Consider the following 15,372-nt stretch of genomic DNA (forward strand, 5'->3'; position numbering starts at 1 on the left):
GATGCCTCGCTTCTTCGCGGTTGGTACGCGACGCTGCCGGGATTGCGCGCCGCTGAATGATGTGACTGAATACATCGTGACACCCGCTGCAACTCTGAACAGCCCTAGTGAACAAACGTGCAAGGAGACCCGATGTCGCTCGCAGACGCGCTCAGCCAGCCGGACCGGACGGCCGAGGCGCTCCGCGCCGCACAGCTGTATTACGTGCAGGACCTCACCATGGAGGCCATCGCCCAGGAGCTCCACACCTCCCGGTCGTCGGTCTCCCGCCTGCTCGGATATGCGCGGGAAAGCGGGCTCGTCGACATCCAGGTGCGCTCCCCGCACGACATGCCGTCGCGGCTCGAGGCGGAGTTCCGCGACCGGTTCGGCGTGACCGCCCACATCGTCCCGGTCCCCGACCACACGAGCGACATCGACCGCCTGGAGCGGGTCGCCCTCTCGGCTGCACGTTTTCTCGGCTCGGTGTTCGACTCGAACATGACGCTCGGCCTGGCATGGGGCTCGACCGTGAGTGCGGTGGCGAGGCACCTCACCCCCAAGCGGACCCACAACTCGCAGATCGTCCAGCTGAACGGTGCGGCCAACACGCGCACCTCGGGCATCCTCTACGCGAGTGAGATCCTGCATCGGTACGCGGACGCCTACGGGGCCTACGCGCAGCAGTTCGCGGTGCCCGCCTTCTTCGACGACCCGTCGACCAAGCTGGCCCTCTGGCGGGAACGCAGCATCCGACGCGTGCTCGAGATCCAACGCCGCATGGACGTCGCGCTGTTCGGTCTCGGTTCGCAGCTCTCGGGGGTGCCCAGCCACGTCTACGTCGGCGGCTACCTCGACGACAGCGACTTCGAGGCGCTCGCGAGCGCCGGGGCGGTCGGGGACGTCGCGACCGTGTTCTTCCGCGCCGACGGTTCCTGGCGCGACATCCCCTTCAACAATCGTGCGTCCGGGCCCGATCTCGACGTGCTGCGCGGCGTCTCCCGTCGGATCTGCGTGGTCGCGGGAGCCGCCAAGGTGCCCCCGCTCCTCGGGGCGTTGGCGGGCGGGCTCATCTCCGACCTCGTGGTCGACGAGGGGACCGCCCGCGCGGCGATCGACCAGCACGACGCCCAGCGCTGACCCCGGCCGCATCAGGCGCTGCAACCGGGCGTCATCCGAACCGGGAATAGGGCACCCACTCAGCCCGTTGACCTAGAATCGACAACACGTAACGTGCTCCGGGGTCGGTGAGAGTCCGAACCGGCGGTGATAGTCCGCGACCCGTGTCTCGCGCAAGCGAGGCCCGGTTGACCTGGTGGAACTCCAGGACCGACGGTTATGAACGCGTCTGCTCGCAGGCGGCGTTCGAGTCCGGATGGAAGGAAGCACGGGCGTCGGCCGATGGTCGACGCCGGCGAGCACCTGCCCGCGACCCCGGAACTCGTGTCAGTACCGACCGAGATGACGGACAGATGAGCGCAGGAACCGAGGCACCGCAGGCGAGTGTCCGCGAGGAGCAGGCCATGCTGCGCGCGCTCGAACTCGCCGCCAACGGCCCGGCCCGCGGCGTCAACCCCCGCGTCGGCTGCGTCGTCCTCGACGCCGACGGCACCGTGCTCGCCGAGGGCTGGCACCGTGGAGCCGGCACCCCGCATGCGGAGGTCGACGCCCTGTCCCACCTCGCTCCCGGAGCGGCCCGCGGCGCGACGGCCGTCGTCACCCTGGAACCCTGCAACCACACGGGCCGGACCGGACCGTGTGCCGTCGCGCTCCTCGAGGCCGGTGTCGAGCGCGTCGTGTTCGCCGTGGACGACCCCGGCCACCACTCCGGAGGTGGAGCGGAACGACTCCGCGACGGCGGCGTCACCGTCGTCGGCGGCGTACTCGCCGGACCGGCGGAGGACCTCCTCGGTGACTGGCTCACCACCGCCCGCCTCGGGCGTCCGCTCGTGACGGTGAAGTGGGCCTCGAGTCTCGACGGGCGGATCGCCGCGAGCGACGGCACGAGCCGCTGGATCACCGGCGATGCCGCGCGCGACGACGTCCACCGTCGACGGGCCGCCCACGATGCGATCCTCGTCGGCACGGGGACGGTCCTCGCCGACGATCCGAGCCTCACCGCTCGCGACGACCGCGGCGACCTCTTGCCCGAGCAGCCATTGCCCGTCGTCATGGGCGATCGCCAGATCCCCCTGGACGCCGCCGTCCACCGCCACCCCCGGCCGGTCGTCGTCCACCACGGGCATGATCCGGCTGCGCTGTTAGCCGAGCTCCGCGCCGCGGGCGTCCGGAGCGTCTTCATCGAGGGCGGCCCGACCATCGCCACAGCGTTCCTCCGCGCAGGACTCGCCGACACGGTCCTCACCTACCTCGCCCCCGTGCTCCTCGGCGGCCCTCGCCTCGCGATCGGCGACCTCGGTGTCGACACCATCGGCGATGTGATCCGCCTCACCACCGTCGGCGTCGAACGACTCGGCGACGACCTCCTCGTCATCACGACACCCGACCGCAGCGTCTCCGCCTCGGCCGCCCACCACCTCACCGCCTGACCCCCAGAGAATGGACCACCCATGTTCACGGGCATCATCGAAGAACTCGGCACGATCGTCGCCATCGACCACGGCGAGGACTCGGCACGGTTCACCGTCCGCGGCCCGCTCGCCCTCGAGGGCACCAGGCACGGGGACTCCATCGCCGTGAGCGGTGTCTGCCTCACCGTCGTCGAGCAGACCGGCGAGACGTTCACGGCCGACGTCATGGCCCAGACCCTCGCGATGAGCTCGCTCGACGGCGTCACGGTCGGATCTCCGGTCAACCTCGAACGTGCGGCCCGCGTCGGCGACCGCCTCGGTGGCCACATCGTCCAAGGGCACGTCGACGGCACCGGCACCGTCCTGGCCACGGTGCCCGGCGAGGCCTGGCGCGTCGTGCGCGTCTCGCTCCCCGCGGCACTCGCGCCGCTCGTCGTCGACAAGGGATCGATCACCGTCGACGGCGTCTCGCTCACCGTCAGCGCCATCAGCGCACCGGACGCACCGGAAGCCTGGTTCGAGGTGTCCCTCATCCCCGAGACGCTGGCCGCGACGACGCTCGGTGAGCGGGTCCCCGGCGATCGTGTGAACCTCGAGACCGACATCCTCGCCCGCCACGTCGAGCGAATGCTCGCATTCAGCCGTCTCGAGTCGGCACTCCCCAGCAGCATCGGCCAGGATCCGCAGTCCGCGGACCCGGTCGGCACCACCGCCACCGGAAGGGGCAACGCATGAGCATCGCCAGCATCCCGGAGGCCCTCGAGGCACTCCGCCAGGGCCGACCGGTCATCGTGGCCGACGACGAGGGCCGAGAGAACGAGGGCGACGTGATCCTCGCCGCGGAGTCCGCCACCCAGGAGTGGATCGCGTGGACGGTCCGACACTCCTCCGGATTCATCTGCGCACCGATGACGAACGAGATCGCCGACCGCCTGGCCCTCCCGCCGATGGTCGCGCTCAACGAGGACCCCAGAGGCACCGCGTACACCGTCACGGTCGACGCGGCCGACCGGCTCAGCACCGGCATCAGCGCAGCCGACCGCGCCCACACCCTGCGCGTGCTCGCCGACCCGGCAGCCGTGCCCGCCAGTCTCTCGCGCCCCGGACACATCGTCCCGTTGCGCGCCGTCGACGGCGGGGTGCGTGAGCGCGACGGCCACACGGAGGCGGCCGTCGACCTCATGAAGCTCGCGGGGCTGGTCCCCGTCGGGGCGATCTCCGAGATCGTCGCCGACGACGGCGAGATGATGCGCCTGCCCGGCCTCATCGCGCTCGGGGAGCGGGAGGGCGTGCTCGTCACGACGATCGCCGCACTCATCGCCTTCCTCGAGGAGAACCCCGATGCGGCTGCGGTCTGCGCCGAGGAACGCGCCGCCCAGGCGGCCATCCCCGAATCGTCGAACGTGTCGTTCGAGGTGGAGACGACCGTCCCGACGACGCACGGCTCGTTCCGGTTGCGCGCCTACCGCGACCGCAGGACCGGTGCCGACCACGTCGCCATCATCGCCGGCGACCCGCAGGCCAACGGTGCGCTCGTGCGCGTCCACTCCGAGTGCCTGACCGGCGAGGCGTTCGGCTCGCTCAAGTGCGAGTGCGGTCCGCAGCTCGACAGTGCTCTGGACACCATCCAGCGCCACGGCGGTGTCGTCGTCTACCTGCGCGGGCACGAAGGGCGCGGCATCGGCCTCGTCAACAAGCTGCGCGCCTACCGGTTGCAGGAGGACGGTCTCGACACCCTCGACGCCAACCTCGCGCTCGGGTTGCCGGCCGACGCCCGCGACTACACGGCGGCGAGCGCGATCCTGACGGACCTCGGCATCACCTCCGTGCGCCTGCTCTCGAACAACCCGGAGAAGGAGCGACAGCTCACGAACCACGGCATCGCCGTGAGCGAGCGCGTCCCGCTGGTGGTCGGCGTCGGCCTGTTCAACGAGGGCTACCTCGAGACGAAGCGCGACCGCATGGGCCACAGCATCGGGTTCGAGCTCGCACCGGAACCGCACCCCCACCAGTAGTCCACCGCCGCCCTCGATTCCCTCGAGGAGCGAGAACACCACCAACCCCTCGACGCGCTCGAGGGAAGAAGACAGGAGACCGCATGAGCGGCGAAGGATCCCCCACCATCAGCGTCGACGGCACCGGCCTCGACATCGTCGTCATCGCCGGCACCTGGCACGAGACCATCACCGACGGTCTCATCGCCGGAGCCGTCAAGGCCCTCGATGCGAGCGGCGCCAACCACCGCCTCGTGCGGGTCCCCGGGAGCTTCGAACTCCCGGTCGTCGCCAAGGCCGCCCTCGAGGCCGGGGCCGACGCGGTCGTCGCACTCGGGGTCATCATCCGTGGCGGCACGCCGCACTTCGAGTACGTCTCCGACGCTGCGACGAGTGGCCTCACGCAGGTCAGCATCCAGACGGGCAAGCCCGTCGGCTTCGGCGTCCTCACCCTCGACGACGAGAAGCAGGGGCTCGACCGCGCAGGGCTGCCCGGGTCGAAGGAGGACAAGGGAGCGGAGGCCGCTGATGCCGCCGTCGCGACCGCGATCGTCCTCCGCGAGCTGCGCGGCTGACCCGAGCAGAGGCGCATCACGCGGCATTCCGGTATCGGTATACGCCCGTCCGGGCAACCGAATACCGGAATGCCGTACTTCGGCGTACAGTGTCATGGTCCTGCCACAAGCGGGCGAACCTCTGATCCTGCCGTCGTCGGCGGGCGTGCGCGACCGGTGCTGATGCTTCGACGGCGTCCATTCCCGAACCGAAACGCGCACGCATGTCTCTCGAAGCAACCCCAGTCACCAAGGCCCCGGTCAATCCGCGCTCCCGAGTCGTCCTCGCCAGCCTCATCGGCACGACGATCGAGTTCTACGACTTCTACGTCTACGCGACGGCCGCCGTCCTCGTCTTCCCGCACCTCTTCTTCCCGAGTGAGGACCCGACCGCGGGTCTCCTCGCCTCCTTCGCCGTGTTCGGCGCCGCGATGGTCGCCCGCCCCGTCGGTGCCGTCATCTTCGGGCACCTCGGCGACAAACGCGGTCGGAAGGCGACCCTCGTCGGCGCCCTCCTCACCATGGGGATCGCGACCTTCCTCATCGGCCTGCTGCCGACCTACCAGCTCGTCGGCTGGGTCGCCCCGCTGCTCCTCGTGATCCTCCGCATCGGTCAGGGCTTCGCGCTCGGCGGCGAATGGTCGGGCGCCGCCCTCGTCGCGACGGAGAACGCGCCGACCGGCAAGCGTGCCCTGTTCGGCACGTTCCCGCAGCTCGGTGCGCCGATCGGCTTCATCATCGCCAACGGACTGTTCCTGATCATCGCGGCGATCCTGCCGAGCGACGACCCGTCCATGCCGTCCGAGGCGTTCCTCGAGTGGGGCTGGCGCATCCCGTTCCTCTTCTCCGTCGTCATGGTCATCGTCGGCCTCTGGGTCCGTCTCCGTCTCGTCGAGAGCAACGCGTTCACGAACGCGAAGGAGCAGGGCAAGGTGCAGCGGTCGCCGCTCGCGAGCGTCGTCAAGCTGCACTGGCGCAAGCTGCTCCTCGGCACCTTCTTCATGCTCGCCACCTACGTGCTCTTCTACCTGATGACGACGTTCTCCCTGAGCTACGGCCGTGCGCCACTCGACGCCCCGGTCGCCGGGCTCGGCTACAGCTACACGACCTTCGTGCTCATGCTCATCGCCGGCGTGGTCTTCTTCGGGATCTTCACGCTCGTGTCCGGTCCCTTCGCCGACAAGTACGGACGCCGCAAGACGCTCATCGTCGTGACGAGCGCGATCCTCGTGTTCGGTCTCGTCTGGGTCCCGTTGCTCGGCGCCGGGTTCACCGGGGTCATGATCTGGCTCATCATCGGATTCAGCCTCATGGGGTTCACCTTCGGACCGATGGGCGCCCTGCTGCCCGAGCTGTTCCCGACGAACGTGCGGTACACCGGGTCGGGGATCTCCTACAACGTGTCGTCGATCCTCGGTGCCGCGGTCGCACCGTTCATCGCCGTCGCGCTGTGGAGCGCCGGCGGCGGCAGCCCGTTCTGGGTCGGCGTCTACCTCTCGGCGATGGCCCTGATCACGCTCGTCGCCCTCATCGTCTCCAAGGAGACCAAGGACGTCGACATCGACGCCTGATCGAGGCGCCCACCGAGGGCCGGTGCGTGGAGGACGTCTCCGCGCACCGGCCCTCGGTGCGTGGGCGCTCGGTGCGTCGGCTTCGGGCTCGGCGCGTGCGACCGTCGCCTAGAGTTGAACCACGGTGCGCCGTCGCCATGGACGTCTCGGAGCCGCGCACCGCACCTCGGAGGAAGAGCACCATGAGCACCCCAGCGCGCCCGGCACGCAGCCGCAACCCGTTCAGCCGACCGAAGGACGACGGTCCCCGCGCGAGCCTCAAGCAGCTCATGCCGTACATCTTCGAGCACCGCTCGATCCTCATCGTCGTCATCATCCTGAGCGTCATCGGAGCGGCCGCGTCACTCGCCCAGCCGCTCATCGTCAGCCAGGTGATCGGGGTCGTCGAGGCGGGCCGGTCGCTCGGCAACCTGGCGTGGCTCCTCGTCGGGCTCGTCGTGGTCTCCGGCGTCATCAGCGGGTACCAGCACTACCTCCTCCAGCGCGCCGGCACCGGGGTCGTGTACTCCTCCCGGCGCCAGCTGATCGCGCGCATCTTCCGGCTGCCGATCAGCCAGTTCGACACGCGCCGGACGGGCGACCTCGTCTCGCGGGTCGGCAGCGACACGACCATGCTCTACGCCGTCCTGACGCAGGGCTTCGTGGACGCCGTCGGCGGTGCCATCACCTTCCTCGGCGCACTCATCGCGATGGCCATCATCGACCCCGTCTTGCTGGGTCTCACCCTCCTCGTCGTCATCGTCTCGGTCGTCGTGGTCGTCGCCCTGAGCGGACGCATCCGCGTCGCCAGCCGCGAGCAGCAGACCAAAGTGGGTGAGCTCGCCGCCGCGGTCGAGCGCGCCATCAGCTCCATCCGCACCATCCGGGCGTCCAACGCGACCGACCGCGAGATCGACGCGGTGGACGGCGTGGCCAAGGAGGTCTACGGCGTCGGCGTGCGGATCGCGAAGATCTCCTCGCTGGTCGTCCCGGTCGCCGGCATCGCCATGCAGACCTCGTTCCTGGTCGTCCTGGGCGTCGGTGGGTTCCGCGTCGCGTCCGGGGCCATCACCATCGCGAGTCTCGTCGCGTTCATCCTCTTCCTGTTCATGATGATCATGCCGCTCGGCCAGGCCTTCGGCGCGATCACGAGCGTCAACCAGGCGCTCGGAGCGCTCGGTCGGATCCAGGAGATCCTCGACCTGCCCGACGAGGGCGACGACGACGCGGCCATCGCCGCGCGGGTCGGACGTCCCGGGACCGCCTCAGCGTCCGCTCCGGCGATCGAGTTCGACGGGGTCGAGTTCGCCTACCCGGACGCGGCGGTCATCGAGCGCGAACGGGCCGCAGCGGAAGCGCTTGCCACCGAGGCGCTGAGCGAGGGCACCAGCGCGCCGGAGGTCGTCGCCGCCGATGCCGCCCGACTCACCGAGGCGCAGTCCGCGCTCGGTCGTCAGGTGCTCCGTGGGGTGTCCTTCGCCGCGATGCAGGGCAGACGCACGGCGCTCGTCGGACCGTCCGGCGCCGGCAAGAGCACCATCCTCGGGCTCATCGAACGGTTCTACGACCCGACGGCCGGAGCCATCCGCCTGGGCGGCGTGGACATCCGCACGATGCCCCGCGCCGACCTCCGGGACCAGATCGGATACGTGGAGCAGGACGCCCCGGTCCTCGCCGGCACGCTGCGCGACAACCTGCTGCTGTCGTCACCTGATGCGAGCGACGCCGACTGCGAGCGCGTGCTGCACGCGGTCAACCTCGGCGGGGTCCTCGACCGCAACCCGCTCGGTCTCGCCGCTCCGGTCGGCGAGGACGGCATCATGTTGTCGGGTGGCGAGCGGCAACGCCTCGCGATCGCGCGCGCCATCCTCGCGGCTCCCCCGATCCTGTTGTTGGACGAGTCGACCTCGAGCCTCGACGGCGTCAACGAGCAGATGATGCGCGAGGCCATCGACGCGGTCGCGACGGGACGCACGCTCATCGTCATCGCGCACCGGCTCTCGACCGTCGTCGACAGCGATCAGATCGTCGTCCTCGAGGAGGGTCGGGTGGTCGGCGTCGGCACCCACAGCGACCTCGTGACCGAGGTCCCGCTCTACCGCGAACTCGCGAAGCACCAGCTCCTCGTGTGACGCTCCGCTCGCCCGACCGTGGTCGGGCGAGCGAGCGGACGCATCAGGACCGGAGGCGGTAGCGCAGGGCGGCGAGTTCCGCACGGAGGGCGGCCGGGACCCGGTTGCCGAAGGTGTCGAAGAAGGACTCGGTGAGGTCGCACTCGACGAGCCAGGACTCGTGATCGACGGCGAACAGGGCGTCGAGGTCGGTGTCCGGCACGTCGATGCCGTCGAGGTTCAGCTCGTCGAGGACGGGCAGCCGGCCGATCGCCGACTCCCGTGCATCGACCTCGTGCTCGAGCCGCCGCACGATCCACTCGACGACCCGCGAGTTCTCGCCGAAGCCAGGCCACAGGAAGGAGCCGTCGGCATCCTTCCGGAACCAGTTGACCTGGAAGATCCGCGGCGCCTTGCCGTGCTCGAGTGCACCGCCGACCCGCAACCAGTGACTCCAGTAGTCCGCCATGTTGTAGCCGCAGAACGGGAGCATCGCGAAGGGGTCGCGACGGAGCTCCCCGACCGTGCCCTCGGCGGCGGCAGTCTGCTCGGAGGAGATCGTCGCACCCATGAACACGCCGTGCTCCCAGCTGCTGGCCTCGACCACGAGCGGGACGTTCGTGGCACGACGCCCGCCGAAGAGGATCGCGTCGAGCGGGACACCGTCGGCCGCGTCCCAGTCGTCGGCGATCGACGGGCACTGCGCCGCCGCGACGGTGAACCGCGAGTTCGGGTGGGCCGCCGGGCGCCCCGACTCGGGCGTCCAGTCCTGCCCCTGCCAGTCGACGAGGTGGGCGGGCGGCTCGGGGGTCAGTCCCTCCCACCAGACGTCTCCGTCGTCGCGGAGCGCGACGTTGGTGAAGATCGTGTTGCCCCACAGGGTGTCGACGGCTGTCGCATTCGTGCCGGCGCCCGTGCCGGGTGCGACCCCGAAGAAGCCTGCTTCCGGGTTGATGGCGTACAGACGGCCGTCGTCGCCGGGCCGGATCCACGCGATGTCGTCGCCGAGGGTCTCGACCGTCCACCCGGGGATCGTCGGCCGCAGCATCGCGAGGTTGGTCTTGCCACAGGCAGAGGGGAACGCGGCGGCGATGTGGAACGCCCGGCCCTCTGGCGAGACGACCCGGACCAGCAGCATGTGCTCGGCCAACCAACCCTCGTCGCGTCCGATGACCGAGGCGATCCGCAGCGCGAAGCACTTCTTCGCGAGGAGTGCGTTACCGCCGTAGCCGGAACCGAACGACCACACTTCGCGCGTCTCCGGGAACTGGACGATGTACTTGGTGTCGTTGCACGGCCAGACCACGTCGGCCTGCCCTGCTTCGAGCGGAGCGCCGACCGAGTGGACGGTCCGGACCCACGGCTGTCCGTCGGCGATGAGCTCGAGGACGCGGTCGCCCATCCGCGTCATGATGCCCATGCTGAGGACCGCGTAAGCCGAGTCGGTGATCTGGACGCCGAGCTGCGAGAGCGGCCCGCCGACCGCGCCCATCGAGAACGGTACGACGTACATCGTGCGACCGCGCATGCTGCCGGCGAAGACCCCGTGCAATTCGTCGCGCATCACCGCGGGATCCCGCCAGTTGTTCGTCGGGCCGGCGTCCTCCTCCTGCTCGGAGCAGATGAAGGTGCGGTCTTCGACGCGCGCGACGTCGCGCGGATCGCTGCGGGCGAGGAAACTGTTCGGCCGCCACTCCGGGTTGAGCTTGATCAGCTTCCCCTCCTCGACGAGCTGGTGGGTGAGCCGGTGCGACTCGCTCGCGGAGCCGTCGACCCAGTGGATCGCGGACGGCTCCAGGAGGGCCGCCAGTTCGTCGACCCAGGCGTGCAGCTCGTCGAGGCCGGTCCGCTTCGGGCGCGGCACCGCTCGGAGCCCCACGCGGGCGGCGGGAGCGGGTGCGGTATCGGGAATCAGTGCTGCGATGGACATGCGTTCCTCCGGCGTTGGTGGGACGGTCAAGAAGTGGTCGTAGAGCCACCATGCGCCCGTTTCGGTCGATCTTGATGGCCTTTCACCTTTCAACAATCGCGGTTCTTTCGATACGGTGAAGGAATGACGCCGACTCTCGCATCGACCGCCGCTGTCGAACTCCTCACGCTCGGCCACCGGATCCGGCACTTCCGGACCCGGCGAGGCCTCACCCTCGACGACCTCGGTGAACGGGTCGGCCTGGCGGCGAGCCAGCTCTCCCTCATCGAGAACGGGAAGCGCGAGCCGAAGCTGTCGGTGCTGCAGGAGCTGACGACCGCGCTCGGCGTCGACCTGACCGACCTCCTGTCGAAGGAGGCACCCAACCCCCGCGCGGCGCTGGAGATCGAGCTGGACCGCCTCCAGCGCAGTGCCCTCTACGGAGAGTTGACCCTGCCGATCGTCAAGCCGTCGAAGGGCATCCCCGACGAGGCCCTCCGCGCACTCGTGGGCCTGCACCGCGAACTGCAGCGGCACGCGAGCGAGGCGATCGCGACCCCGGAGGAGGCGCGGCGTGCCAACACCGAGTTGCGGGAGTGGATGCGGGAGCGTGACAACCACCTGCCCGAGATCGAGGAACTCGCGGAGTCGCGCGTGCTGCGTGCCGGACACAGCACCGGCGCACTCACCCACCGCACGGTGAGCATCATGGCGGAACAGCTCGGCTTCGACCTCATCTATGTCAACGACCTGCCGCACTCCGCGCGCAGCGTCACCGATCTCGAGAACGGGCGCATCTACCTGCCACCGGCGTCGATCCCCGGCGGGCACGGCCTGCGGTCCATGGCCCTGCAGGCGATGGCGCACCGCCTGCTCGGGCACCAGCGTCCGACGAGCTACGCCGAGTTCCTCCGGCAACGGCTCGAGATCAACTACTTCGCTGCGGCGGCGCTCATGCCGCAGACGGCCGCGGTGTCGTTCCTGCAGCAGGCCAAGCGCGATCGCAACCTGGCCGTCGAGGACTTCCGCGACGCCTTCGGGGTCACCCATGAGGCCGCGGCGCTGCGCCTGACCAACCTGGCGACCGCCCGGCTCGACATGCGCCTGCACTTCCTGCGGGTCTCCGAGGACGGGGCGATCTCGAAGGCCTATGAGAACGATGCGCTGCCGCTGCCCGTCGACGTGACGGGCGCGGTGGAGGGCCAGATCGTGTGCCGGAAGTGGAGCGCGCGGAACGCCTTCGCGCGGACGAACCGCACCACGGAGCTCTACCAGTACACCGACACCCCGGCCGGTACCTTCTGGTGCGCGACGCAGACCGGCACGACCGAGGCCGGGGAGTTCTCGATCTCGGTCGGCGTGCCCTGGGGCGAGGCGAAGTGGTTCCGCGGACGGGAGACCACGACGCGTGCGGTCTCCACCTGCCCGGACCCGACCTGCTGCCGTCGACCGCCGTCGGACCTCGCCGACAAGTGGCGGGAGCAGGCCTGGCCGAGCGCCCGCTTGCACACCCACATCCTCTCCCCGCTGCCGAGCGGCACCTTCCCCGGCGTCGACGACTCCGAGGTCTACGACTTCCTCGAGCGTCACGCGGCGGGCTGATCGCTGGGGGCGGCGACGCCGTCGTGTGTTCCCGGGGTGCTGCAGAACGCCCAGGCCGGGAGGTGCCCCTGGCGGATCAGCGAACCGACGGTCGCCGCCAGCGGGTGGTCCAGCTCCTCGTCGATCAGCTCGGTGAGGAAGGCGGCCGCGCGCGTGCTCTGACCGAGCGCCCACGACAGCCAGGCGAGCATGGCGAGCGGCGCGACGCGTGCCGGCTCCGACGCTCGCGCCGCGACACCGAGGAGCAGGCTGCTCGCCGCACGGATGCGCTGGACGTCGGGATGCGGTCCGTCGCCGACCAGCAGGTGGGCGACCCGGTGGAACACCTCCGGGTCGTCCGTCCCGACCGGCAGATGCCCGTACGCGCGTTCGGCGTCGTCGAGTTCCTCGCCCAGCTCGCGCCCGAACGCCCACTGCATGAGTGCGAGATCGCTCGCCCACGGGCGTGACAGGCTCAGCAACAGGAAGGCCACTTCCCGAGCGGTCATCGCATCGACGCCGCGGGCGAGCGCGTCCTCGAAGACCGCAGGAAGGCCGTCGAGTCGTTCCACGGCGTCTCCGACGTCGATCCGCCAGGTCGTGCGCGCGTGATCGGCGGCCGCGTCGAGCATGGAGGCCAGTCGAGCGCAGAGCACCCGGTACTCGAGGTCGACGGCTGCGAACGTCGCCACGTCCACCCGCGGGACCTCGGTCGTGACGAGCTCCCACGGGAGCGGTGGGACCGGCGGGACCGCCGCCGAGGCCACGATCCCCGGCGAGCGCCCTCCGGCGGGGAGTCCAGGGTCGAGGTAGGAGCCCCAGCCGTCAGCGGCCGAGCAGAGCGCGTCTTTGACCGTGAACCCCTGTGCGCTCGCCAGCTCGAGGACCGCGTCGGCGATGGTCCTGCCCGGCGGCTCCGCCCCTGCTCCGAACGCGTCGTCCGTGTAGACCACGGGCACGATGGCGTCGACACCCGGGGCCCGGCAGGCGAATCCGAGGGCGCGCTCCGCGGCGGCGTCCGCCACCTGCCGGTCGACGTCCGTTCCGGCCGGCAGGTGCACCTGGAGTGCGCCGCGGCTGTGACGGCCCGCGAACAGGACGACGACGAGACTCGATCTCGGAGTGCTTCCGACGAGTCCGGGGATGAGGGCGAGGAGGTCTTCGGCCGCATTGGCCTGCACGATGTGGGTCATGGAGCAAGCCTCGATCGAACCCGGGTCCGACTGCCCGGCAGGCGTCACGCATGTGGAGCGGATGCTGTCGCGGCCGCACTGTGCAGCGCGGTCACCGCGGAGTAGAGTGTGCTCGTCAGACTCCGCAACACGGGGTCGTTGCTCGAAAAAAGGGCGATAGCGCGGCCAGCACCGGCGAGACACACACGGAATCCCATCCGTCCACGTTCTCGAAGGTCTCCCATGTCCGAACACGCTTCGTCGACCGTTCTCACGTCGATCCGCTCCTCCACCGTCTCCGCCCGGGTGGCACAGGCACTCAGCCGCCATGTCTCCGAGGTGTTCGGCGTCATGGGCAACGGCAACGCGCACCTTCTCGACGCCCTCGCCTCGACCACGACCCGCTTCACCGCCATGCGGCACGAGGCCGGCGGTGTCGCCGCAGCCGACGCCTACGCCCGCGCGGGCGGCGGTCTCGCTGCCGCGACCGCGACCTACGGAGCCGGATTCACCAACACCCTGACACCCCTCGCGGAGGCGGTGATGGCCCAGATCCCGTTGGTCCTCGTCGTCGGTGACGCCCCGACCACCGGTGCCCGCCCCTGGGACGTCGACCAGTTCCAGATCGCCGCCGGGCTCGGTGCCCCCACCTTCACCGTCGGTCGTGACGACGCCACCGCGACCACGCTGCGGGCCATCGAGCACGCCGTCCACCGCCGGACCGCGGTCGTGCTCGCGATCCCCTACGACCTCGCTGCCGTGGCGTCCGACGAGCCGCTGCGGGCGGACGGGACACCACACCACCCGGCGCTCGTCCGGCCGTCCCGCGTGGAGCCCGTCGCACGGCGCCTGGACACCGCCGCCGCCGCCCTGCGCAGCGCACACCGTCCGCTCATCCTGGCCGGGCGTGGAGCCTGGCTGGCCGACGCCGGACCCGTCCTCGGCGAGCTCGCCGAGCGGCTCGACGCCCACACCGCCACCACGGCGCTCGGACGCGGGCTCTTCGGTTCCAGCCCCCGTGATCTCGGGGTGGCCGGCGGCTTCGCGACGGAGCACGCCGCGACACGCATCGCCGAAGCGGACGTCGTGCTCGTCGTCGGCGCCGGCCTCAACCAGTTCACGATGCGGTTCGGCGAGGCCTTCTCCGCCGATGCGCACGTCATCCAGGTCGACCTCGCCGACGCCCCGACGAACGCCAGGGTCGACGAGCTCATCCACGGTGACGCGGCCCTCGCAGCCGCAGGTCTCCTGGAACGGCTCTCCGACGGCGCGGGGTCCGGATGGGTCGCGTCGGCCGGCCGAGCCCGCCCAGCACCGCACCTCGACCGCGACCTGGGTGACGGTTCGACCGGCGACGGGCTGTGCGCGGACGGGCGCCTCGATCCACGAAGCCTCGCGCACCGACTGGACGAGCTGCTCCCGGCCGACCGCACGGTCGTGCAGGACGGCGGCCACTTCATCGGCTGGGCGCCGATGTACCTCGACATCCCCTCCCCCGACCGCCTTGTCATGGTCGGGACGGCCTACCAGTCGATCGGACTCGGGTTCCCGAGCGCTGTCGGTGCCGCGGCGGCCGGGCACACGGGCACCACCGTCCTCTGCACCGGCGACGGCGGCGGCCTCATGGCGCTCCCCGACCTCGACACCGTCATCCGCACGGTGCCGAGCGGCGTGATCGTGGTCTTCAACGACGCGGCCTACGGAGCCGAGGTCCACCAGTACGGCTCGCGTGGACTCGACCAGACCCCGATGCTCATCGACGAGGTCGACTTCGCCGCCCTCGCGCGGGCCTTGGGGGGCCAGGGCGTGACGATCGACACGCTCGCGGACCTCGACGGACTCACCGACTGGGTCCACGCCGGAGCGCAGGGCGTCCTCCTGCTCGACTGCCGCATCTCCACGAGCGTCGTCGCCCCGTACCTCTCCGAGATGATGCAGCAGGGACCACGACCGGTCGCCGTCGACTGAGCCTGCGCGGAGCCACCGCGGGT

11 protein-coding genes and 1 riboswitch are annotated in these 15,372 nt (G+C 70.4%); of the genes, 9 read left to right on the forward strand and 2 right to left on the reverse strand.

Going from position 1 to position 15,372, the window contains the following annotated elements:
- The first annotated feature begins 132 nt into the window (after positions 1–132).
- The 7 genes from ACQ3HE_RS14915 to ACQ3HE_RS14945 all read left to right on the forward strand — a co-directional run bounded on the left by ACQ3HE_RS14915 (position 133) and on the right by ACQ3HE_RS14945 (position 8,740).
- Positions 133–1,119 carry a sugar-binding transcriptional regulator gene (locus ACQ3HE_RS14915; RefSeq protein ID WP_064294816.1) on the forward strand — a complete coding sequence of 329 codons (987 nt, stop codon included), beginning with the start codon at positions 133–135 and terminating at the stop codon, positions 1,117–1,119.
- Between the two features lie 90 nt (positions 1,120–1,209).
- Positions 1,210–1,371: riboswitch (FMN riboswitch) on the forward strand.
- Positions 1,372–1,451: 80 nt separating this feature from the next.
- Positions 1,452–2,528, forward strand: a complete 1,077-nt coding sequence (gene ribD, locus ACQ3HE_RS14920; protein WP_244175685.1) for a bifunctional diaminohydroxyphosphoribosylaminopyrimidine deaminase/5-amino-6-(5-phosphoribosylamino)uracil reductase RibD — start codon at positions 1,452–1,454, stop codon at positions 2,526–2,528.
- Positions 2,529–2,549: 21 nt separating this feature from the next.
- Positions 2,550–3,245 (forward strand): riboflavin synthase, encoded by a 696-nt coding sequence (locus tag ACQ3HE_RS14925; protein WP_079707344.1) that lies wholly within the window; start codon positions 2,550–2,552, stop codon positions 3,243–3,245.
- Positions 3,242–4,525, forward strand: a complete 1,284-nt coding sequence (gene ribA, locus ACQ3HE_RS14930) for a GTP cyclohydrolase II (protein ID WP_430893268.1) — start codon at positions 3,242–3,244, stop codon at positions 4,523–4,525. The genes ACQ3HE_RS14925 and ribA overlap by 4 nt, the downstream gene beginning before the upstream one ends.
- Positions 4,526–4,608: 83 nt before the next feature.
- Positions 4,609–5,079, forward strand: a complete 471-nt coding sequence (gene ribH, locus ACQ3HE_RS14935; protein ID WP_079707346.1) for a 6,7-dimethyl-8-ribityllumazine synthase — start codon at positions 4,609–4,611, stop codon at positions 5,077–5,079.
- Between the two features lie 203 nt (positions 5,080–5,282).
- Positions 5,283–6,629 carry an MFS transporter gene (locus tag ACQ3HE_RS14940; RefSeq protein ID WP_079707347.1) on the forward strand — a complete coding sequence of 449 codons (1,347 nt, stop codon included), beginning with the start codon at positions 5,283–5,285 and terminating at the stop codon, positions 6,627–6,629.
- A 182-nt stretch (positions 6,630–6,811) separates the two neighbouring features.
- The gene (locus ACQ3HE_RS14945; RefSeq protein WP_430893269.1) at positions 6,812–8,740 is read left to right on the forward strand and encodes an ABC transporter ATP-binding protein; all 1,929 of its coding nucleotides are present in this window, start codon (positions 6,812–6,814) and stop codon (positions 8,738–8,740) included.
- A 43-nt stretch (positions 8,741–8,783) separates the two neighbouring features.
- On the opposite strand, the gene ACQ3HE_RS14950 is transcribed toward ACQ3HE_RS14945, so the two are convergent.
- Positions 8,784–10,649 (reverse strand): phosphoenolpyruvate carboxykinase (GTP), encoded by a 1,866-nt coding sequence (locus ACQ3HE_RS14950; RefSeq protein ID WP_430893270.1) that lies wholly within the window; start codon positions 10,647–10,649, stop codon positions 8,784–8,786.
- A 123-nt stretch (positions 10,650–10,772) separates the two neighbouring features.
- Between ACQ3HE_RS14950 and ACQ3HE_RS14955 the strand changes: the two genes are divergently transcribed.
- A complete protein-coding gene (locus ACQ3HE_RS14955; protein ID WP_430893271.1) occupies positions 10,773–12,230 on the forward strand; it encodes a helix-turn-helix domain-containing protein in 1,458 nt (485 codons plus the stop codon).
- Here the strand turns inward: ACQ3HE_RS14955 and ACQ3HE_RS14960 are convergent.
- Positions 12,215–13,402: a DUF4192 family protein gene (locus tag ACQ3HE_RS14960; protein WP_430893272.1), complete on the reverse strand. Its 1,188-nt coding sequence runs from the start codon at positions 13,400–13,402 to the stop codon at positions 12,215–12,217. The two genes, ACQ3HE_RS14955 and ACQ3HE_RS14960, sit on opposite strands and share 16 nt — an antisense overlap.
- Before the next feature lie 222 nt (positions 13,403–13,624).
- On the opposite strand from ACQ3HE_RS14960, the gene ACQ3HE_RS14965 reads away from it, so the two are divergent.
- Complete coding sequence (locus ACQ3HE_RS14965) at positions 13,625–15,349, forward strand: thiamine pyrophosphate-binding protein (protein WP_430893273.1); 1,725 nt, start codon at positions 13,625–13,627, stop codon at positions 15,347–15,349.
- Positions 15,350–15,372 lie beyond the last annotated feature (23 nt).

Origin of the sequence: Plantibacter auratus, from assembly GCF_050587365.1 — a bacterium.
Taxonomy (GTDB): domain Bacteria; phylum Actinomycetota; class Actinomycetes; order Actinomycetales; family Microbacteriaceae; genus Plantibacter; species Plantibacter auratus.

Excerpts from the sequence above, each read along its gene's own strand:
- ACQ3HE_RS14915 (WP_064294816.1), top strand. The coding sequence starts at position 133 with ATGTCGCTCGCAGACGCGCTCAGCCAGCCGGACCGGACGGCCGAGGCG.
- ribD (WP_244175685.1), top strand. The coding sequence starts at position 1,452 with ATGAGCGCAGGAACCGAGGCACCGCAGGCGAGTGTCCGCGAGGAGCAG.
- ACQ3HE_RS14925 (WP_079707344.1), top strand. The coding sequence starts at position 2,550 with ATGTTCACGGGCATCATCGAAGAACTCGGCACGATCGTCGCCATCGAC.
- ribA (WP_430893268.1), top strand. The coding sequence starts at position 3,242 with ATGAGCATCGCCAGCATCCCGGAGGCCCTCGAGGCACTCCGCCAGGGC.
- ribH (WP_079707346.1), top strand. The coding sequence starts at position 4,609 with ATGAGCGGCGAAGGATCCCCCACCATCAGCGTCGACGGCACCGGCCTC.
- ACQ3HE_RS14940 (WP_079707347.1), top strand. The coding sequence starts at position 5,283 with ATGTCTCTCGAAGCAACCCCAGTCACCAAGGCCCCGGTCAATCCGCGC.
- ACQ3HE_RS14945 (WP_430893269.1), top strand. The coding sequence starts at position 6,812 with ATGAGCACCCCAGCGCGCCCGGCACGCAGCCGCAACCCGTTCAGCCGA.
- ACQ3HE_RS14950 (WP_430893270.1), bottom strand. The coding sequence starts at position 10,649 with ATGTCCATCGCAGCACTGATTCCCGATACCGCACCCGCTCCCGCCGCC.
- ACQ3HE_RS14955 (WP_430893271.1), top strand. The coding sequence starts at position 10,773 with ATGACGCCGACTCTCGCATCGACCGCCGCTGTCGAACTCCTCACGCTC.
- ACQ3HE_RS14960 (WP_430893272.1), bottom strand. The coding sequence starts at position 13,402 with ATGACCCACATCGTGCAGGCCAATGCGGCCGAAGACCTCCTCGCCCTC.
- ACQ3HE_RS14965 (WP_430893273.1), top strand. The coding sequence starts at position 13,625 with ATGTCCGAACACGCTTCGTCGACCGTTCTCACGTCGATCCGCTCCTCC.